This is a genomic window from Streptococcus merionis DSM 19192 (assembly GCF_000380085.1).
Classification (GTDB): domain Bacteria; phylum Bacillota; class Bacilli; order Lactobacillales; family Streptococcaceae; genus Streptococcus; species Streptococcus merionis.
In genome coordinates, this window is record NZ_KB904548.1 from 13,066 (window position 1) to 34,264 (window position 21,199).

General features: G+C 41.4%; 19 protein-coding genes. 1 reads left to right on the plus strand and 18 read right to left on the minus strand.

Translation table 11 applies throughout. The features are described 5' to 3' along the window. Nucleotides 1-168: 168 nt before the first annotated feature. The 10 genes from A3I5_RS0105845 to A3I5_RS0105890 all read right to left on the minus strand — a co-directional run bounded on the left by A3I5_RS0105845 (nt 169) and on the right by A3I5_RS0105890 (nt 12,214). The gene (locus A3I5_RS0105845) at nt 169-1,656 is read right to left on the minus strand and encodes a glycoside hydrolase family 1 protein (protein ID WP_018373688.1); all 1,488 of its coding nucleotides are present in this window, start codon (nt 1,654-1,656) and stop codon (nt 169-171) included. A gap of 3 nt (nt 1,657-1,659) precedes the next feature. Further along, entirely contained in the window at nt 1,660-3,144 is a 1,485-nt protein-coding gene (locus tag A3I5_RS0105850) for a glycoside hydrolase family 1 protein (RefSeq protein ID WP_018373689.1), read from the minus strand. Between the two features lie 68 nt (nt 3,145-3,212). Then, the gene (locus A3I5_RS0105855) at nt 3,213-4,499 is read right to left on the minus strand and encodes a PTS sugar transporter subunit IIC (RefSeq protein WP_018373690.1); all 1,287 of its coding nucleotides are present in this window, start codon (nt 4,497-4,499) and stop codon (nt 3,213-3,215) included. Between the two features lie 5 nt (nt 4,500-4,504). Then, nucleotides 4,505-4,807: a PTS sugar transporter subunit IIB gene (locus A3I5_RS0105860; RefSeq protein ID WP_026216955.1), complete on the minus strand. Its 303-nt coding sequence runs from the start codon at nt 4,805-4,807 to the stop codon at nt 4,505-4,507. A gap of 19 nt (nt 4,808-4,826) precedes the next feature. Beyond that, entirely contained in the window at nt 4,827-5,168 is a 342-nt protein-coding gene (locus A3I5_RS0105865; RefSeq protein ID WP_018373692.1) for a PTS lactose/cellobiose transporter subunit IIA, read from the minus strand. A 10-nt stretch (nt 5,169-5,178) separates the two neighbouring features. Then, on the minus strand, nt 5,179-7,068 hold the full coding sequence (locus tag A3I5_RS0105870; protein WP_083903307.1) for a BglG family transcription antiterminator: 1,890 nt from the start codon (nt 7,066-7,068) through the stop codon (nt 5,179-5,181). A gap of 166 nt (nt 7,069-7,234) precedes the next feature. Next, complete coding sequence (locus A3I5_RS0105875; RefSeq protein ID WP_018373694.1) at nt 7,235-8,671, minus strand: 6-phospho-beta-glucosidase; 1,437 nt, start codon at nt 8,669-8,671, stop codon at nt 7,235-7,237. A gap of 340 nt (nt 8,672-9,011) precedes the next feature. Further along, complete coding sequence (locus A3I5_RS0105880; protein ID WP_018373695.1) at nt 9,012-9,599, minus strand: histidine phosphatase family protein; 588 nt, start codon at nt 9,597-9,599, stop codon at nt 9,012-9,014. A gap of 8 nt (nt 9,600-9,607) precedes the next feature. Next, a complete protein-coding gene (locus A3I5_RS0105885; RefSeq protein ID WP_018373696.1) occupies nt 9,608-10,240 on the minus strand; it encodes a histidine phosphatase family protein in 633 nt (210 codons plus the stop codon). Between the two features lie 495 nt (nt 10,241-10,735). Beyond that, nucleotides 10,736-12,214 (minus strand): 6-phospho-beta-glucosidase, encoded by a 1,479-nt coding sequence (locus A3I5_RS0105890; RefSeq protein WP_018373697.1) that lies wholly within the window; start codon nt 12,212-12,214, stop codon nt 10,736-10,738. Between the two features lie 461 nt (nt 12,215-12,675). Between A3I5_RS0105890 and A3I5_RS0105900 the strand changes: the two genes are divergently transcribed. Then, nucleotides 12,676-13,563, plus strand: a complete 888-nt coding sequence (locus A3I5_RS0105900; RefSeq protein WP_018373698.1) for a LysR family transcriptional regulator — start codon at nt 12,676-12,678, stop codon at nt 13,561-13,563. Nucleotides 13,564-13,809: 246 nt separating this feature from the next. Here A3I5_RS0105900 and A3I5_RS0105905 read toward each other — a convergent pair whose 3' ends face one another. The 8 genes from A3I5_RS0105905 to A3I5_RS12290 form a co-directional block, all read right to left on the minus strand. Further along, on the minus strand, nt 13,810-14,139 hold the full coding sequence (locus A3I5_RS0105905; RefSeq protein WP_018373699.1) for a PTS lactose/cellobiose transporter subunit IIA: 330 nt from the start codon (nt 14,137-14,139) through the stop codon (nt 13,810-13,812). Nucleotides 14,140-14,151: 12 nt separating this feature from the next. Beyond that, entirely contained in the window at nt 14,152-14,454 is a 303-nt protein-coding gene (locus tag A3I5_RS0105910) for a PTS sugar transporter subunit IIB (protein WP_018373700.1), read from the minus strand. 22 nt (nt 14,455-14,476) lie between these two features. Beyond that, the gene (locus tag A3I5_RS0105915; protein ID WP_018373701.1) at nt 14,477-15,787 is read right to left on the minus strand and encodes a PTS sugar transporter subunit IIC; all 1,311 of its coding nucleotides are present in this window, start codon (nt 15,785-15,787) and stop codon (nt 14,477-14,479) included. A gap of 390 nt (nt 15,788-16,177) precedes the next feature. Continuing rightward, a complete protein-coding gene (locus A3I5_RS0105920) occupies nt 16,178-17,386 on the minus strand; it encodes a PRD domain-containing protein (RefSeq protein ID WP_408640779.1) in 1,209 nt (402 codons plus the stop codon). Further along, the gene (locus tag A3I5_RS0105925; protein WP_018373703.1) at nt 17,329-18,801 is read right to left on the minus strand and encodes a transcriptional regulator; all 1,473 of its coding nucleotides are present in this window, start codon (nt 18,799-18,801) and stop codon (nt 17,329-17,331) included. The genes A3I5_RS0105920 and A3I5_RS0105925 overlap by 58 nt, the downstream gene beginning before the upstream one ends. Before the next feature lie 9 nt (nt 18,802-18,810). After that, the gene (locus tag A3I5_RS0105930) at nt 18,811-19,446 is read right to left on the minus strand and encodes a GDSL-type esterase/lipase family protein (protein ID WP_018373704.1); all 636 of its coding nucleotides are present in this window, start codon (nt 19,444-19,446) and stop codon (nt 18,811-18,813) included. 448 nt (nt 19,447-19,894) lie between these two features. Continuing rightward, nucleotides 19,895-20,725, minus strand: coding sequence for a Cof-type HAD-IIB family hydrolase (locus A3I5_RS0105935; protein WP_018373705.1), 831 nt, complete (start codon nt 20,723-20,725; stop codon nt 19,895-19,897). A 219-nt stretch (nt 20,726-20,944) separates the two neighbouring features. After that, nucleotides 20,945-21,199: transposase (locus A3I5_RS12290; protein ID WP_211207790.1), on the minus strand; the 255-nt coding region annotated here is incomplete at its 5' end.

Sequence of the window (21,199 nt, forward strand, 5' to 3'; positions counted from 1 at the left end):
TTTCTATTTTATCACTAATTGACATTGGTCTCAAGCAATTTCGAAAAATTCACGTCAAAGGATTGCTGTCCATTTTCATTTTCCTATAAAATTCCTTCGTTCGTTGCAAGCAAAAAACTCACTTGGCTAAGGAGAACCAAGTGAGCTGGAGCTAACGTATTTTAGGTATTATTTTACAGAAGCACCGTTTGTGGCGATGACTTCTTTGTACCAATCGAAGGATTTCTTCTTAGAGCGGTTGAGGGTGCCGTTGCCGTCATTATGTCGGTCAATGTACACAAAACCGTATCTCTTACGCATTTCACCTGTACCTGCAGAAACGATATCAAATGGTCCCCACCAGAGATAGCCTATAATATCACAACCATCCTTAATTGACTCACCTAATTGAATCAGGTGATTTCTGAGATACTTCACTCTCTCTGGATCATCAATTTGACCATTTTCATCAGGAGCCTCATCGAGTCCGATTCCATTTTCTGCGATTATCAACGGTAAATTGTAGCGATCAGTCAACTGGTTACAAACATATCTAAATCCAACAGGATCAATAGGCCACTCCCAAGGAACAGGTGACTTACCCTCTAAGTAAGGGTTATCAAGACCAGCAGCTCCACCTGTGTCTATCTTCATCTGAATATCTTTTTCATACACAGCACTCCTGTAATAGCTAAATGCGATATAATCGGAAGTATAGGCCTTAATTAAATCTAAGTCCCCAGCTTCCATTTTTGGTTCGCTTCCCTGTTCAGACCAAGTTCTCTTGATGTATCCCGGATAATAACCTCGACACATTACATCCGAATAGTAATAGGACTGGCGAGTGAACTCTAATGCCCCAAAAACATTCTCAGGGTCACAGTTGTACGGATAAGTTGCTAAAGACGAGAAACTGTACATTGCACCCATTTTCGCACTAGGATCTATTTCATGACAAAGCTTTACTGACAGTGCATGTGCAACAAAAAGATGATGATTTGCTTGAAAGATATCCTTATCTGTCAGATCAGCCACTGGTAAGCTCGGGTCAGAAGGATTCATAGAAACCATACCACCTGCTACAAACGGGATTTTGAAGGTATTATTGATTTCATTAAAGGTCATCCAATACTTGACCTTGCTCTTGTATCTTTCTAATACGGTTCGGACATACCGCTCATAGAAAGAGATTAGTTGTCTGTTAGTCCAGCCACCGTATTCGGCAACTAAAGCCAAAGGCGTCTCATAGTGGCTCAGAGTTACTATTGGCTCCATCCCATTTGCAATGATTTTATCAAATAACCGGTCATAGAAGGCAAGACCTAATTCATTTGGCTCTTCTTCGTCTCCCCTAGGAAAAATCCTACTCCAAGAGATACTTGTTCGAAAAGCTTTTAATCCTAGTTCCCTCATCAAGTCTAGGTCTTCTTCGTAACGGTGATAAAAATCAACCGCATCGTGACTAAGATAAATTTTATCTTCCTTGTAGCTTTCTTCGTAATGCCCTGTCTCAGGATTAAACAGGATACTTGGCGTATCTTTATCTGTGCCAATTCCGACCATAACGTCTGTTACATTTGGTTTCTTACCATCTACATCCCATGCGCCCTCTGCCTGATTCGCTGCAATGGCACCACCCCATAGAAAATTTTCTGGAAATTGATTATTAACAGTCATCGTTTACTCATCTCCTTCTCCGTATAGGCTTGCACCATTAGTTGTAATGACTTCTTGATACCAGTCAAAGGAGTCTTTCTTGTAGCGCTTAAGTGTTCCTTCGTTGTAATCATTTAAATCAACATAGATAAAACCATAGCGCTTATCCATCTGGGAGGTTCCTGCACTCACTAAATCAATACACCCCCATGAGGTATATCCTAAACATTCGACCCCATCATCAATTGCATAACCAACTTGTTGTAAATGTTGTTTAAAGTATTCGATCCTGTAAGAGTCATGAACCTTGCCATCCTCAGTGAGTGTATCGAAATTCCCAATACCATTTTCGACAATCATCAATGGAATTTGGTACCGGTCATACATATCAATCATAGAGATTTTTAAGCCCAAAGGATCAATTTGCCAACCAAAATCAGTCATATCCAAATAAGGGTTTCTCACACCTTGGTTTAAATTACCACCGACAATCTCTTTATTAGCCTTCTCATGCGAATCCACCATAGACATATAATAGCTGAAAGACAAGAAATCAACTGTATACTTCTCTAAATTAGCAAGTTCTTCTTCTGTTACATCAATTTTGAAATTGTTTTTCTTCCAGTGATTCAAGACATGTTTAGGATATTTACCACGAATTTGGACATCAGAATAAAAGTAATTTTGACGGTTAGCTTTTTGAGCTGCTTCAATATCTAGTGGATTACAGGTTTCAGGATAAGTTGTTGTTTTGGTCAGCATAGCTCCCATCAATGCATCAGGATTAGTCTCTTTTAACTGCCTAGTTGCAATCGAACTTGCGACAAACTGATTGTGCACTGCCTGATAAATGGCCTCTTCAGCAGCTAGTTTATCTGAATACTTTTCTTCTAAGACCCCGACGGTAGTGAAGGGATGTCTAAAGACGCTATCAATTTCGTTAAAGGTCAGCCAGTACTTTACTTTACTTGCATACTCTTTGATCACAACATCTGTATATCTGTTAAAGAAGGTCACAACATCTTTCGAAACCCAACCATCGTATGCTTCAACTAAGTGCAATGGCATCTCGTAATGAGAAAGTGTAACAAGCGGTTCAATTCCATTCTTTAACATCTCATCAAACAAATCATGATAGAATGCAATCCCCTTCTCATTTGGTTTTTCTTCATCACCATTTGGGAAAATACGAGTCCATGCTATCGAAATCCGTAATGTTTTAAATCCCAATTCGCCAAATAATGCTAAGTCTTCCTTATAACGATGATAGAAATCAATCCCGTGTCTCTTGGCATAATATACCTCGTCATCAGATGTCTTAGCCTCATCAATATCCGCTTGTGAGACATGCCATTGCGCTTTGTAATCCTTTTTATCAATATTTGGCTTGAATTTGGCAACATCAGCAACACTCATACCTTTGCCATCTACATTCCAAGCACCTTCTGCTTGGTTGGCAGCGATAGCTCCACCCCATAAAAAATTATCTGGAAATAATGTTTTAGTCATCGTAAACCTCCGAAATCATAGTGAAAACACTAGTAAGTTTGTATCCTCCCTAGTGTTTCACATTTAGGTCATTCCTCTTTCATACGATTAGCAGAAAGAACAAACGGCGCATACATAATAACCCCAAGTGCAATTAAGAGTGCCTGTACCACTGCGCCTTGCCAACCATAACCGATAAAGGCATTGAGGAAGAGTGGTAATCCAAATGGAATATCAATAGTGTTTGGCGTCAAAAAGCCCATTTGGAAGAACAGTAAAGCTACACCTGAATTTATCGCTGATACGAAAACAAATGGAATAGCGTAAATAGGATTCAGTACTAATGGAAGACCAAATACGATAGGTTCACTAATACCAAAAATCCCTGGTGCAAATGAAATTTTTGCAATTTCTCGTGAATCGTCTTTTTTAGAAAAGAAGAGGAGCGCAATGATGAGTGACAAAGTATAACCAGCTCCGCCAGTCGCTACAAAAACATTCCAAAAACCTAATGTAACTGGGTTTTGTGGAGCATTACTAGCTGTAAATGCCTCAATATTAGCAGCAAGCGCAGCGATTAAGAGTGGGTTACGAATCGGTGTAATAATAAGACCGCCATGGATCCCTACAAGCCAGAAGAGTTGACTGATAACGATAAGAATGATAATCCCCGCTGGAGTTTGAGCAATAGTTTCTAGAGGTCCTTGTAAAATCTTATAGATAAACTCATTGATATAAGTCCCTGTCAAATTATAGAAAATTGTTCCTAACAAGGAAAATGTCACAATAACAATAAAGATTGGGAGCATCACGTTAAAGGACTTAGTAATACCAGCTGGAACTGACGGTGGCATCTGAATTTGAAGTTTTTCAATTTTACTTAATTTAGAGAAAATCTCAACCGATATAATTGCCACCACCATACCGATAAATAAACCTGAAGCATTTGTAGAGGCTACTGGCAAGGCTGCTAGTACTGCCTCTGCCCCATCTACAGTCGCCTTGATGCTCTGAGGAACAACAGCAACATAACTTGATAGAGCGACTATAGCTGCGAACAATTCATTGACCTTGTTTTGTCTTGCTAGCATAGCTCCTAGAATAACTGGGATAGCTAGGGACATAATATTCATAGTAGCGTAGTTCATGGCATTAAAAGCTGGTTCTAAACTCACCAACCATCCAAAGCCGGAAAACTGAGCCAAACCTGTCGTTGTACTGGATAAAAGTACCTTAAAGAGAGTTGAAAACGATCCTACAATGACGAATGGCATGTAGATGGTAAATGTATTTTTTATAGCTGCCAGATACTTATTATCATCTATTGCAACAGCTATATCCCCGACCACCTCACTATATTTATCAAAAAAGCCCATGGCTATCAACCTCCAATTAACTCCTCAGCATGTTTTAAAACCGCTGCGCCATTTCCACGACCATAGTCTGATGCTTTAATAACTGCAACAGGAGCCCGATCTCCGACAATGTTTTTAACTTTTTTAAGGGTGTGCTGGACTTGTGGACCTAAAAGTAAGACATCAAAATTACCAAGATTATCTTCAATCAAGCTCTGGTCAATAGCCCAAATTTTATAGTCTTTCCCTTGTTCCTTAGCCGCTTCTTCCATCTTTGCAACCAATATGCTGGTTGACATTCCTGCTGCACATGCTAACATGATTCTCATGATAAATACCTCACTTTTTTTAGTTTTTTATTAATTGTTTAACCTGATTTGATAACTCAAAGAATTTTTTGTGCATTTCAATGAGTTCTTTTGCATGATCCAAAGCCGATAGCGCCATGGCTAAATGGTCTTGAGCATGGACTAATAGCACAGTGATTTCAACTTTTTCACCTTTAGCTTCACTTTGGATAAGATCCATTTGGCATTTATGAGCCAACTTCATCGATTCAGTAGCTTCCGCCATGTACTGCTCCGACTCCTCGAATTCCTCCTCCCTAGCTGATTCTATGGCCATTAGACATTTGGACTTAGCATCACCCGCATGTAGGATGAGTTCAAAACTGATTTCGTATACGTCCATATTGGTCTCCTTAAGTTAAATAATTTATTAATGACTGTAGATTTCGACTTTCTACAACATCATCTACCGCTTCTTTATTAACTAAAAATCTGCTCATCGATCGGTAGAAGTCTTGTAAATTGTCCTTGTGATTCTTTTTTAACGATAGTAAAATCACTAATGACACATCATTTCGATTCCATCTGATGGGTTTCTCTAAAATTGCAACGTAAATAAATGTTCTATCGCTCACGAGTTCCATGGGGTGAGGGATAGCAACACCACTTTCTAAATCGGTAAAACCTGCTTTTTCACGATTCAAGACTAATTCTAAAAAATTATCTGGAATATCCTCTTGTTGTCCTACAGTAGCAACAATTTGCTCTAAAGCTTCCTGCTTATTATTCGCTTCCAGATTTGAAATAAAGAGTGATTGATCAAAGTAGTTTCTCACTGTCGGCTGCCCATGATCTTTAAGGAACGCTTCCACTGTTTCCATATCAGTGTCATCTAGAAATATACCAACCTGAAGAACAGGTATCGATAAGTCAAGGGGTGTATTTAGAGTTGAAATGACAAAGTCAAATACAGATAAGTCTTGGTCCTTTATTCCAAAAATATCAGTAACTTCAACCTTATCTAGATAATCATCAAACCTTTTCCTAAAGTTATAGGCAACCAGTTCAGAACTTCCAATACCGCTACCGCAAACGACTAAGATATTCTTCTTTCTAATCTGTTCTCTGGAACGTTGTAATGAAAGGTTAAAATGAAGAGCGATGTAGCTGATTTCCTGTTCAGGAATTTTTTGATTAAAAGTATTTTCAAGAATCTTAGTCGCTGTTTCAGCCATAAGGTAGGACAATGCCATTCTCTGTCTTATCTCAGAAAAAAGGGGATTATCAAGAAACATATTATACTTTATCCTGGTCATCAAAGGAACCAAATGTAATGAAAGATTTACTCTTAAATCAAAGTCATCTGAAAAATGCTGCCCGTAAGTCTCATCAACTGTACTAATCATCTCCTCCACTAAAGTATAAAGATAGTCAGGAACAATCGTTGAACCAGATAGTCCATTCACTTTTTGAAGAAGTCGTTTACTATCTAAATGCAAAGCGATAAAAAATAACTCTTCATCGGGCATTTCAATAGAAAATTCAGCTTGAATAGCTTGTGAAATTTCAAGTGCTATCTTCTCAATTTCATTTGAAAAAGAAGCTTCTTGGCTCTCTATGTTTTGGGCAAATCTACCATTCTCAATACGCTTAATAGCAATAAACAGATGAATGATTAAATTACGAAAACCAATATCTGTCATCTTGAATCGAAAATGAGAAAGAACTTCTGATACGATCTTTTCAATCTTTTTAAGGATCTCATTATGGGGTGAGAAGATAGAGAGCTCTTCGTAATAGGGAAGTTCATTTGTATGAGCTAAGCATCTACGTTTATCAAATTCGTTCCCTTCAACAATAAGGCCTTTCAACCTTATAGTTTTAAGATTAAGATTGAAGCTTTTTAAATGATCACGAACTACCTTTAAATCATTTTGAACAGTCTGTCTACTGACAAATAGTGTATCTGCCAGTTCGTCGATAGGAATTGCATTTTCTGAAGCAATCAATCGTGTCAGGAGATAGCGAACTCTGCCGTCTTGAGTTTGAGGAATCACTGGCTCCTCTGATAAACGGGTTAAAAAAGTATCAAATTTTTCACGATCTTCAATGACAAGACGAATACCTTTCCCAGGATTACTTTCAAAATAAGCACCTTCCCTTCTCGTTATATCATTAATATCCCTGATGATTTTCATAACAGTCTTAGATGAAAGTGATAACTCTCTCCCTAAATAAGCTGACGTTATGTACATTTTATCTTCGAAAAAATGAAAAATTCTTTGTAATAATAAGTTATCCATAAGCCACCTCGCTTATAATGATATCGCTTTCTTCATTACGGAGCAAGACAGGAAAGTTCCACAATCATTGTGGAAGTATTTAGCAATAGTTAATATAGCCTTTTTCATCAAAAAACTCACTTGGCTAAGGAGAACCAAGTGAGCTGGAGCTAACGTATTTTAGGTATTATTTTACAGATGCACCGTTTGTGGCGATCACTTCTTTGTACCAATCAAAGGATTTCTTCTTAGAGCGGTTGAGAGTGCCCTTGCCATCATTATCAAGGTCAACATAGATGAAGCCGTAGCGTTTCTTCATCTCGCCAGTCCCTGCTGAGACGAGGTCAATACAGCCCCAAGTGGTGTAACCCCAAAGTTCCACACCGTCTTCGTTAATGGCGTCACGCATGGTTTTTACGTGCTCTGCTAAATAATTGATACGGTAGTCGTCCTCGACATAACCGTTTTCATCAGGAGTATCAACAGCACCGAGACCGTTTTCCACAATAAAGAGTGGTTTTTGGTAGCGATCCCAGATGACATTGAGGGTGATTCGGAGACCAAGTGGATCAATTTGCCAACCCCATTCAGACGCATCCAAGTATGGATTTTTCAATGAAGCAAAGATATTCCCTGCTGTCTTATCCTTAACTTCTGGGTCACCGGAAGCAACACGGCTTGAGTAGTAAGAGAAGGAAATGAAATCCACAGTATGCTCTTTGAGAATGTCAAGGTCGCCTTCTTCCATAGCAATTTCAATTCCCTTGCGCTCCCACTCTTTCTTGGCGTAATTAGGATATTCCCCACGCGCCTGAACATCCACAAAGAAATAACCTTCACGATCCAAGTTAATGGCTTCCCAAACATCACGTGGATGCGGTGTGTTTGGATAGTATTGCCCAGCAGCCAACATGCAACCGACCTTGTTTTCCGAATCAATTTCATGAGCGATTTTAGTCGCAATGGCTGATGCAACAAGTTCATGGTGCGCAGCTTGGTACTTAACCTGCTCTTCGTTTTCGCCTTCTTCAAAATAGAGCCCTGCTCCCATAAATGGCGCATGAAGAATCATATTGATTTCATTGAAAGTGAGCCAGTATTTCACAAGACCTTTGTAGCGTGTGAAAAGGGTGCGGCAAAGACGCTCGTAAAATTCCAGCATCTTACGATTACGCCAACCACCGTACTCCTTGATCAAGTGCATTGGACAGTCAAAGTGGGTAATCGTCACCAAAGGCTCAATGCCATACTTGTGGCACTCTTTGAAAAGGTCTTCGTAGAATTGCAGGCCTTTTTCGTTTGGCTCTAATTCATCTCCTTTGGGAAAGATGCGAGTCCAAGCAATGGATAAACGGTAGGTCTTAAAGCCCATTTCACCGAACAAGGCAATGTCTTCCTTGTAACGATTGTACATATCAATGCCGACCTTGGCTGGATAGTGGTAGCCTTCTTCGAAATCAAACATCTTACGCTTCCCAACGATAACTGGGCCACGTTCTGGACCGATCGGTGCTACATCAACGTTAGCCAAGCCACGACCATCTGCGTCATAAGCTCCTTCGCACTGGTTGGCAGCTGTTGCACCACCCCATAAGAAGCCTTCTGGAAATGTTAATTTTGTCATTAGTTATTACCTCACAATGGATAAGTTACCCTTATTTTACCTTAAAAGACCATTCTTTTCTTGTCTTATTATTGGAAAAACTGGTACTATTCTATGCTTTAAGTCATGATTACTCGGTGTTAAGCTAAGTTATGACCTAGCAAGCAGGATTAGCACCATAAAAATGAATAAACCAACTCAAGCCCATACGGAAACACACCAGTCCTTCAGACCTAAACCACTTAAAATATGAGACCGTTAAGAAATCCTTTGAAAAATGGGAAAACAAACGATAAATCCAAAATTTTTAAGAAAGTTCTTAAAGTTTATCAAGGATTTCAGGTTGAATTCAGTCGGTTTATTAATCGCTTAGAGGGTCAATCACAGCCTCAAGAACAAAATCCTCTTCTGGAGAAAAGATCAGCTTGCAAATGGCACAATTGCCAAAGCGAACACCTGCTGGAATGCTTGCCCCGATCTGGATGATAAAGCCCCACATAGCAGCTCCATGGCTCACAGCAAGAATCGTTTCATCTTCTCCTACTTGACTCAGCACTTCTCGAAGGCCATCGTAAACCCGCTGACCAACCCTGCGGATGTCCTCTCCTCCAAAAGGCACGAGCAAGTCTTCAAAGGAAGTCGCACCCTCTCGAAAGGATGGGAGAGTAGATTCTTCTTTCGCCTCAAACTCTCCAAAATCCATTTCCTTAAGGAATTTGTAGCGTATCGGCACCTGCCCCGCTACTAACTCAGCCGTGTCACTAGCACGTTCTTGCGTTGAAGACAGCACCAGATCAAAATGAATTTCCATTTTTTCAAAATAGGCACGAGCCTTGGTGGCCTGCTCAATACCGAGTTCTGTCAAGGGCGAATCAAAAGCCCCCTGCACTCGGCCTTGAACATTGAGCCTAGTCTGACCATGTCGCATCAAATAAAGTGTTTTTGTCATCGTCTCTCCTAAAATGTGAGTAGAGCATCCGGATGCTCACCAGAAATCCTGTCATAAAGCACAAGATGATTGACAGGATCATAGATTGTTAGCAAGTTAAACTGACCATCTGCCACATCAAATTCTAAGATAGCACAGTTACGCATGCGCACCTGCGGTGGATTTTTCAAAACCCCGCGGTAAAATTGAGCAATAGCACCGCCATGACTGACTACAAGGACTGTCTTCCCCTCGTTTTCGGATACAATTTGGCGCACAGCCTCACCCATCCGAGCTCTTACTGCTAGCGAACTTTCCCCACCATAAGTGACAAAGTAATCGCCATAGCCGATATCTTTTTGCAAAGGTGGGTTGAGAAACTCTTGCTGCCCTTCAAAAGCACCAAAGTCCATTTCCTTGAGCCCCTTGAGACGGATATAGTCTGTCCGACCTGAAGCCAACTCAGCTGTATCGCAAGCACGCTCCTGAGTAGAACTGTAAATGCGGTCAAAAGTGATAGCTTTGCTATCAAAATAAGCACGCGCCGCCAAGGCCTGCTCAATGCCTACTGCTGTCAAAGGTGAGTCAGATGCTCCTTGGATCCGGTTCTGTTGATTAAAACGCGTCTGTCCATGACGCATGAGATAGAGTTTTGTGGTCATATCCTCTCCTATATTCTAAAGACGCTGAACATTGAGCCATGAATACTCGTCAAAAACCAAATGCTAACTTTACACTTTTAAAAAGTATGTTGTGCTACTTCTACAGAAGTTTTTGAAAGTGTGTCATTAAGTATCTAACAGCATGTTTGACAGGCTATTTTAAAGTGAAATAACTATAACTCTTCCTGCCGAACTTTACTTCTATTTCGTTGCCTAGTCAGTTTTTGCTTTTTGAGGGAGTCTAAGACTTCAATATCTGAGATTCATCTAACAATGGAAACCTTAGTCTCTTCAATCCTTCCCTAAGTGTCAATCTTATCATCTCAGTCCCATTTGCTCCTCTCACAAAATACCAATAGAGGCTGGGAGTTTCCTAGCCTCTGCTGGTTCATGCAACTACGCTCAAAGAAATCTGAACACGTTTACGAAGTCGTAGCTCAGGCTGAAACTCATCACAAAAAGCTGAAGATGCAGTCTCTTGACTTTCAAAGATTATCAGTCATTTAAAATGTTGGCACCGTTCGTCGCAATGACATCCTTGTACCAGAAGAAGGAATCCTTGCGAGAGCGGTCAAAGGTTCCGTTACCTTGGTCATCCGCATCTACATAGATAAATCCGTAACGCTTAGACATCTCACTGGTTGACGCTGACACAAGGTCAATACAGCCCCAAGGCGTATAGCCCATCAGTTCAACGCCATCTTCAATGGCTTCGTACATCTGCTCGATATGTTTTTCCAAGTAATCGATACGGTAGCTATCATGGATAGAACCGTCTGCCTCAACAGTATCCAGAGCACCGAGACCATTTTCCACGATAAAGAGCGGAATTTGATAGCGATCGTAAAGCTTGTTAAGAGTCACACGCAAGCCCACTGGGTCAATCTGCCAGCCCCAATCAGATGCTTCAAGGTAAGGATTTGCTTCTCCTGTGATCAAGTTACCAGCAGTCGCCTTTTGCTCGGCTGTCTGATTGTTCGGGTGGCGTGTCACTGAAGTCATGTAGTAAGAAAAGCTCATGAAGTCAACTGGATATTGTTTGAGAATGGCCTCATCACCTGGCTCGAACTTGATTTCAATGTTGTTTTCTCTGAAAAAGCGGTTCATGTAACGTGGGTACTCTCCACGAATTTGAACATCCGAATAGAAGAGATTAGACTGATCCTTTTGGACAGCATTCATGATGTCATCTGGATGGCAAGTTGCAGGATAAGCTTCCATGCGAGCCAACATCATCCCAACCTTATTTTCAGGGTCAATCTCGTGCGCTGCCTTGGTTGCCAAACTTGATGCTATAAACTGGTGATGTACCGCTTGATACATTTCATCTAAATGCAATTTCCCGTCTTCAAAGAGAAGGCCGCCTGATAAATAACCGGTCATACCAAGAATATTGATTTCATTAAAAGTCAACCAGTACTTGACCTTGCCCTTATAGCGGTTAAAGACTGTCTCTGCGTAACGCACGAAGAAATCGATAACTTTCCGATTCTTCCAACCGCCGTATTCGGTTACCAAATGAATCGGAAATTCATAGTGAGACAAAGTTACCAGAGGTTCAATACCGTATTTATTAAGCTCATCAAATACTTTATCGTAGAAAGCAAGCCCTTCTTCGTTTGGCTCCAGCTCATCCCCTTTAGGGAAAATGCGTGGCCAAGCAATGGACAAGCGGAAAGTCTTGAAGCCCATCTCTGCAAAGAGGGCGATGTCTTCCTTGTAGCGATTGTAGAAATCAGACCCCCAGCGTTTCGGATAGAGGCCTTCTGTATCTTCCATAGCAAACTTGAGTTTTTCAAGGGTCATTGGCGAGTTAAATTCACTGCCTCCCATGGTCTTACGCTCTTCAGGTGATACAGCACGCGATGTATCTGATGTCGCAAAACCACGACCACCCTCACCAAAGCCACCCTCGTATTGGTTAGCAGCAGTTGCCCCGCCCCATAAGAAGCCTTTAGGAAATTGTTTCGTCATCTTAGATACCTCTCTTTAATTAATAAGGTCATTTTACCACGAATCAAAAAGGCTTTCACGTAAAATCCTACGGAAAATTGGTACTATTCTATGATTTTTAAGGTTAACTTAACTTGTTTAAAAATATAGGAAACATTAGGATAAAGTTGTCTCAAAATCAGAATATCATCTGGCATGCTTTCTGAACCACAATTGTACCGCTCTTGGTTCCGTCGACAGTTTCCATTACCATCCATCTTTTTTGCAAAAAAATTATTGTGATGATTGAGCCCTTCACTTAAATGACAAATTCTTGCTTGTAACTGCAGGTGCTGATGATTGTATCACTAAAACAGGGAAGAAGCGGGAAGTTCATGATAGCTGTCCTTAATGCTTTTTACATTCCTATCAATCCTTATCAGTTATTTACTATCGTTTTAAATTATGGTAGCATAGAAGAAAAGCAGTAAAGGAATCCACTCATGATCGAAACGCGTCTTTTTCACTACTTTTTGGCCATTGCTCGTGAGCGCAATATCACGCGTGCTGCGGAGCAACTCTTTGTGACCCAGTCTACCTTGTCCAAGCAGATGCAGGATTTGGAAAAACAGCTGGGCAAGCAGCTTTTCATCCGTGGCAAACGGCAGATTACTCTGACTGAGGAAGGAGAATTCTTCCGCAGTAAGGCTCAGGAAATCCTTCAACTGGTTGAGCAGACTGAGATCGCTCTCAGTGGTGAGGAGGAAATTTTAGCAGGTGATATCTATATTGCAGCGGCAGAAGTCCCTTCGATGGCTAAAATTGTCCAAACGTTAAAAAGCATTCAAGATGCTCATCCTAATCTACGTTACCATATCATCTCTGGTGACGCTGAGCAAGCTCTCAATCAGATCCGTTCAGGAGTCGTTGACATCGGTCTTCTTTTAAATCCACCGCTCTTTGAGGATTTGGATTATCAGGAGTTGCCCTTTTCGCACACCTTTGGACTGATTCTACCAAAAGAGCACCCTCTTGCTCAGAAAAAAGCGATTCATCCAGAGGACTTAGTTGATCTCCCTTTGATTACGTCACAGCAATTTCTCAAAGAACCTGCTCGCATTCAGCACTTTGGACACTTGATAGAGCGTCTCAATGTCGTTGCCAGCTATAACCTGCTCTACAACGCTATATTTATGGTCAAAGCAGAGCTTGGACTTCTAATGGCGCTAGAAGACATGGTTGAGCTAAAGGACACCACTCTCGTTTTTCGCCCCTTTGATCCTGCTATTGATAACCAACTTTATATGGTCAGTAAAAAACACAAACACCCGTCACTCGGCGTCAAATTGGTAATGCAGGAGTTAAGGGAACTTACGAACGACTGCAAATAGAAAAACAAGAGCTAGAACTCGCTCAAAAAGTCAATGAAATGAATGGAACTCTCGTTATCGAAAACTAAAATAGAAAAGCTAAAAAACGAACAAGATGAAGTTTCAAGTCGTAGAAATTTCCCTTTGTTCGTTTTTACTATCTATTTCAGTTAAGAAATACTGTGCAATTTTTATACGTCCTCTTCAACAGTTACATGCTTTGGAGATGAGGGCTAGCCATCGTGGCTGGTCGTCCCAGACTCTTTTTCACGATAGCCTACTTTCGAGTTTTTCAAAGCGTTCGTAGGCATCAATAAATTCCTCTGCAACAATTTTAAAGCCTTCCGCACTCATGAGTTGGTCTTCTGCGTGCATGAGGATAAGGTTTAGATGAACAGATTCGTTAGCAGCTTCTTTTTGAATCAACCCTGCATGGGCATGATGGCCCTGAATAAATTCTTTTTCTCCTTCTGCAACCATTTCCTTGGCGCGTTTAATTTGGCCTTGTTTAGCAGCTTGGATCGCTTCGATATAATACGAACGGGCACTCCCAACTGAGGCAATAATCTGAAATGCTACTGATTCAATGCCTTCCATAATGCTCCTCCTCTAATCACTTAGCAAGGTTTTCACGTGTTCTACGACTTTTTTACCATCCATGGTGCCATAGGCCATCATGTCAATCGTTTCAACAGGTTTATCAGGAAATTTAGACTTCACATCGTTTAATTTAAAGCGAACTTGTGGGCCTAAGAGGATAACGTCTGCATCTCCTCCGCGATCACTTACTTCAGCGACTGGATGAGCCACCACTTCGATATCATAATGAATCGTTTCGGCGTATTCACGCATCTTAGTCATCAGAAGACTGGTTGACATCCCTGCATTACATACTAATAGAATTTTTCTCATTATCTTTCCTCTTTCTTAATACTTAATTTTCAGATGAAGCTGCTGCGATAGCTTGTTCTTCAGCCAGAGCTTGACGATCTCCCATGACAAAGAATGGATACCAAACCACACACTGAAGAGCAAGCGTCGCAATGATAGCAAGTCCCAAAGTGATTCCACCCGTAATAAATGGGCCGATAAACGGTGGCATCACCCATGGAAGAGAAATCGTTGGATTAAAGCCATGACCTACTCCCAAGATATTGACGGCAAACATCCCAAAGGTACCGCCAACTAGCCCAGTTAACAGCATTGGAATAAAGTAGATCGGATTCAACATAATCGGCATACCGAAAATCATTGGCTCGTTGATATTAAAGATATTTGGAATAACAGCAACTTTACGAAGCGCTTTGTAACGTTCAGATTTCGCCAAGAACATTAAGAAGGCAAGTGACAAGGTATTCCCTGTGCCACCGATATAACAAAAGCCGTACATCAGACCAAAAGCCAAGTAAGGCAATTCCGCTGAAGGTGTACCTGCTAGATACGCTTCTGTATTAGCTGTCCCTGCCGCTAGCAAAACTGGCATATAAACACTGAGGAGTGAGGCTGGGTGAATCCCAAAGAACCAGCAGAGGTTCACAAAGGTCAAAAAGAAGATAAGCGCCCATGGTGAAGAACCAAACAGCATGACTGGCTGAGCCACCAAAGTATTCAACAAATTAAAGATGTCATCGTACGGTGTCAAACCTGCCAAATATCTGACGACAAAGACTCCAAAGAAGATAATCATGGCAACAAAAGTTGGGCTCAGAGACTCAGAGACATTAGGTGGAACAGAGTTTGGCAGCTTGAGTTTGATGTTTTTCTTCATCAACCATGAGTAAGACATTCCGATTAAGACGGATATGATCATAGCTGCGAAAATCCCGTTTGAACCAAGATTACTGGATAAAAGGGCTGCGATAGGAGTGTCACCAGCTTTAATGGTCTGTGGCATTAAAACAATGAAAGCAGCAAGTGCAAGAAGCGCTGCAGTTAAGGCATTTTCGCCTTCATTTTTGGTATAGTGATAGGCAACGACGGGTGCGATGTAAATGGCCAGCATACTGGTTGTTGCCGCTACGATATCAAGCATGTGAGGGCCCATTCCAGTACTGGTCAGAAAGTTTTGCCAGAAAGGAATAGGCAGGTTAGCTAGAATCGCGAACCCTGCAACCCCAAGGGTAATCGGCATGGTTGACATCATCCCTGCTGTCAGAGCCGTTATGATTTTGCTGTCGCTGAGCCTTTGAGCCAAAGGCCCCATCATCTTATCAAGGCCTGCCTGCAAACGATCCATAAAAGACATTCGTATTTCCTCCGTTTTTTAATTGATAACTGTATTCAGTTCTACTTTTGCTATGTTCTATGATAAGAACGGACAACAATAACTCCTCTAATGGAGTTTGAGCTTAAGTCCAGTTCCTATTTTAAAAAATACAGGACTACCCTCTTTGACATGATAACCTCCTTTATTCGTTTCATATTTTGGTGTTGCCACCTTGTCTTAATGGCTCTACTATACAAGATAATTGAAATGGATTCAAACCGATTTTCGAAGCGTTTTCACTGTGATTTATACACATTTTTCTAAAAATGATACAGAATATCAGATTAGTCATCTCAAAAAAAGAAGAAGACGCTCTTTAAAAGCGAATCTTCTTCTATCGTATTTATACACTAGAAAAATACTTATACACTAGATTTCTTTGATAATACTAATCATATTAGCGTATTCGTCCTCTGGGATTTCCACGCCAAACTCGTCTTCCAGCTTAGCCATTATGTCCCGTAAGCTGTAATAAAGCCTTTTATGGCTAGAGATGATTTTATCACGGTTAGGGTTGGAGGGAACTTCCCCGTTCATCTGCAAGCGACTGATAAGGCAAGCGGTATGAACAAAGAGCCCGATTTCCTGTTCAATCGCAAGCTGAGCATCTAACTTTTTGATCTTGCGGATAGCACTTGGAAGGTGGCGTTTCAGACTAACAATGTCAAGATTTGGTTGTTGCTCCTTAAGGTAGTCGTAAATGGCATCAAAATCAGAGTGGCTGATATCAATTGGTGCTTCAAGATACATAATGACATCTAACTGTTCGATAGGGGTTGTGTACAACGTTGACATCGGTACAAAGGGAACTCCTACTAACTTAGGATCGTAACTACCGATGATGCAGGTCAGTTTATAAGTCTGCTTAAGTTGTTTGATTTTAGAAAGAAGCCGTCTCCGATCGCTCATAGCAAGAGCGATAACTTCTGTATCATCAAGCTTGCTATGCTTTTCAATATAATCTTTCATGGCTAAGGCTGCGCCCTCCCCAGACATACAGAGTGTCAAAATAGCTTTTTGTGCTGGCTCTCGCTTGTAAGTTTCAGGACTCGTTTGGTATGTCTCTTTAAGCGCTGTTTTAACATCTAAAGAAAACTCATCAAGACTCATCTCTCCCGTTAAACGCCGAACCGCTTCTAGCGCAACCAAGGTAGCTGGCAATTCAAAGAACTTGATAGGGATTCCCGTTTCCTTAGAAATAGTTTGTGCCATTGTCTTTAATGACCCCATATCATAGAGCAAGAAAACGCCCTTTCCTTGGTCAATTTGCTGAATTTGCCATTTCAACTCTTCGTAAGCTTGCCCCATGTCCTTGTCCAAAGCGAGGTCAAAGGCATGGGCACGATTATCCACCACCAAGGCATTCACCACTTGAGCGATGGAGGAAGCGGTACTAGACCCATGCATAGCGATGAGGATAGCCACTTTCTTAGAAGATTGCTTTTCCTGAGTTAAAAACATCGTGATAAAAGTCGCTTCGTCTTTGGCCAGTTGCTGTTGCGTCACGGATTCTAAATGACTTACGAAAGACTCTGCTGCCTGATATTCCTGTGGCGATTGCGTCTGTATACTGGCGATTTTAGCATCTGGTAAGGTCTGACTTCTACCCCCCCCCCCCGATTAATCGAGGAAGTCAGATGAAGGCTCATGGCATATAAAATCGAGCTGCTATAAACGGTGTCCAAGGTACGGCTTAACTCCTCAATAAAGCCTTCAACCTCAATGATAAGCCACTCTGGCACAACCTTACTGAGGGAAGAACGTTCAAACTGTTCAGGCTTAATCTGGTGTGAAAACCTCTCCAGATTAGCTTCCAAAGAATCTGATAAAATGCCAGCGATCGTCTGATTATCCAAGCCATCCTTTTGAAGCGCCTCTGCGCGCTTTTCCATGGCCTCATAAATACTAGTGTATACTTTATGATCATGCTCTCGTTTAAAGGTTTGACTGTCTTTCTGGAAAATATAATCATACTGGTCTGGGATAATGGCTTCTAATTCCTCGCGCTTAGCGCTGTAAAACAGAAAACCTTTGCGAATATCTGTTGAAAAATCACTGAGAAAAATACTGACTTTCGCTTTAGAGTGGCGATTAATATCTCGCATAAAAGCATTGGCACAGGCCATCTGAATATCACGTTTTAACTGAGCGACATTTTGCTCACAGGGATATAACAATAGGCAACGCAGAACTTCTGAATTAATTCGAATTGTCCGCTTCATCCGACTGGCTTCTTGAGCAAAAAAGATCTGAATAAAAGCAAAGCGTTCAGACAAGGGCCGTTGCTCTAAACTAGGAAAATTCATCTTAACCGGAAAAACCCCGTCCAATCGCTTCCGCATCTCACCAGAGACCTGATCACTGATGGCACAAATCAGGTAGAACCCACGATCATCCTCAGCTGCCAACTCAAATATCTCAGACCGGTCATCAATACGGAGCAAGTCAATATTTTCGATAAATAAGAGACCACCGTCAACAAAATATTTAGACGTTTTTTTCCTAAGCTGAGAAAAAACCTCTCCTAATCCTTCGCCCTGTAGCAGAAAATCCTTGACATCTAGGCTGACAAAGGGAGCATTCTCTGCAATCAAGCCCTGTTCTTGAGCAAAACGGTGCATGGTCTCTGCTAAATACCCCTTACCAGTTCCGTCCTGTCCAATCATGAGAGCTGACAAACTTTTTTGCGGGTACAAAATCGTCGCCTTGGCAAGGCTAAGGACGTTCTCCATACTCCCCTTTTTCCCACCAATGACCTGCTCAAAGACGGACTCGACCTGCTCACTCATTCCCTCTTGCTTGATAAAATAAAGAACAGGTCTCCCTGCCTTCTTGCTTAATCGGTTCTCTGAGACCAACTGATTCAAGATGGTTGACAGATTTGTTCGCTGCATAGACAAGGGGGTGACTAAATCTGCTGTCGTAAAACCATTTTCAAATTCATCTTGATTGGCTTGTAAATACTGATAGACAATTTCCTTATTGCGTTTCATCTCATACTCCTAAAGCAACTGATGTTGCAAGGTCTCCAACACCACCTGATAGCCTGCCATGGTCAAATGAACACCGTCATGCGTGTAGGCAGCCTCTAGACGCTGCTCCTTATCAGCAAGCAGACTGTGCACATCGATATAGGTCACACCAGATAGATTTCTCAAGTAGAGATTAGCCACTTCAATCTCATCTATTAAGGCCGGTCCCCACTGCTTGGAATCCTGACGAGGGTAAAGGCTCTCCAAATAGATATGGCATTGTGGCAAAGCCGCAGAAATGGCATCCACCAGCTGGGCAATTTTTTCTGCCAAAACCTCCGGTGCCATGCCAAACATAAGATCGTTGGTGCCAATCAGAAGAACCAACTGACGAGGCGCCAAATCCAAAATCAAATCCTTAAGGTGATCTTGCAAGAAATCTATCCCAATGCCACGAATACCACGGTTGTAGAGCGGACCATCTAGGGCTAGCTTAGCGTGAGGTAAAAATTCGGTCAAGGAATCACCAGCTAGAACCAGACCGTTAGGCTCAGCCTGCAAGTTGCGCTCCTGGTACTTAGCTAAGATAACCTGTTGTTGTTCCGCTAAAGACAGTTGACGAAAAGCCAACTCCTCCGATTGACTAAATAACCTTCTCTCAAGCATAGCAACTCCTTTTTGTTTAAGATACAAAGGGCGGTAAAAAATGCGCTGGAAAATGGCGGTAAGTCAGTCATCTTTGATGACGTTGACGCACCCCGACCAAGACGACTAGGGTTTTCACAGATGAAATCGAAGAAAATCCAGACGTCTACGGTCCTAGTCAGATGAGACCAATTTAGCATTTTAGCCCGTGTTCAGTTCCAAGATATGAGGCCGTGAAAAAATCCGATGAAAAATGAGAAAACAGACGATAAGTCTCAAGACTTGAGGAAGTTTTCGAATTTTATCGAGGATTTTAGGCCGAATTCAGTTGGTTAAGATACAAAGCCCGTTAAGAAAAGCGTTTAAAACTCCCGAAAAACTTTAGGTGGTTTTTGAATGTTAACCAAATTTTCACCCCGAATACCTTTCAATATTGTATTGATATCCACGACTTAGCGAACTCTGCTAACTAGTTTGCTGTCTCGCGCAGATAGGCCTCAATGACTTCTAGGACACCTGACTGGTCGTGATCAGGAGCTACAAATTTAGCCACTTCCTTGACCTTATCTGGCGCATTATCCATAGCGTAGCTGTACTCTACTAATTCTAACATTTCCAGATCATTTCCGCCATCTCCAAAAGCTATGACTTCGCTTGGCGCAACGCCCCAGCGCTCCAAAAGCTGCATCAATCCCCAAGCCTTATGAATACCTCTCGGCATGACGTCAACCGCTCCATAACCGCTCGTGACCGCAATCAAATTGCCAGAAAAAGTCGTGTTAAAATCAGTCATGATAGCATCACACTCATCAACTGGTAAGATCATGCCCAGCTTCATGATCTTACCATCAGGAAGGTCTGAGAAGCTATCAATTTTACGTAACATGGCCTGAAAGAGAGCCATCTGCTCAGGCGCAATGCCTGTAAAAGTATCCACTCCAAAACGATCGCTGACGGTATAAGTCACATCCTCATAGGCAACAGTGATATGGTAGTCCTCCCACTTGTCCTTAAAAAACTCTAAAAATGCCATAACATCCTCACGGTCCAAACTCTGATGGACCAAGACTTTTCCTTGATCCAAGACGTAGCTACCATTTTCTGCGACATAGGAAATCCGATCCAAGAAACCATCGAAAATCATCTTAATCCTACGCATGCCATTGCCCGTTGCTGCGACAAAGCGAATTCCACGCGCATCTAGCTCATTCAAAACAGTCGTAAAGCGCTCTTTATCAAACTCACCTTTAGCGTCTAAAAATGTCCCATCCAAATCTGTTGCGATGACTTTAATTGACATAGTCTACCTCCAATACCATGATTATACTCTCTTTTCCAGAGAAAATCTGACAAAATCCTATGAAAAACTGATATTATGATACGAAAATAGCTGAACACAAAGATCCAGCTTTTTAAACGCTTAACATTTACCAAGTTAAATACAGCAACTATGAGGAATAATAAAGACCCAAGCCTGAATTTGACAACGTTGTCGCCTATGCCACTGCCTTTATAGTCATTAAGTTTTAAAATAGTCTTCAAAACATTCGGAAATGCTAGAGAGTTTTCTTAACAGCTCTGTTATATGGTACTTCAAAACTGCCCAAGTTTGTTCAATTGGGTTTAGTTCAGGGGAATAAGGTGGTAGTGGCAAAAAATAGTGATGATGTTGAATACAAATGTTATCCAGTCTGGATTTGGGATGAAAGGAAGCATTATCCATAATCACAAGATGAGGTTCCCTTAGGCTAGGGATCAACTGTTGCTCAAACCA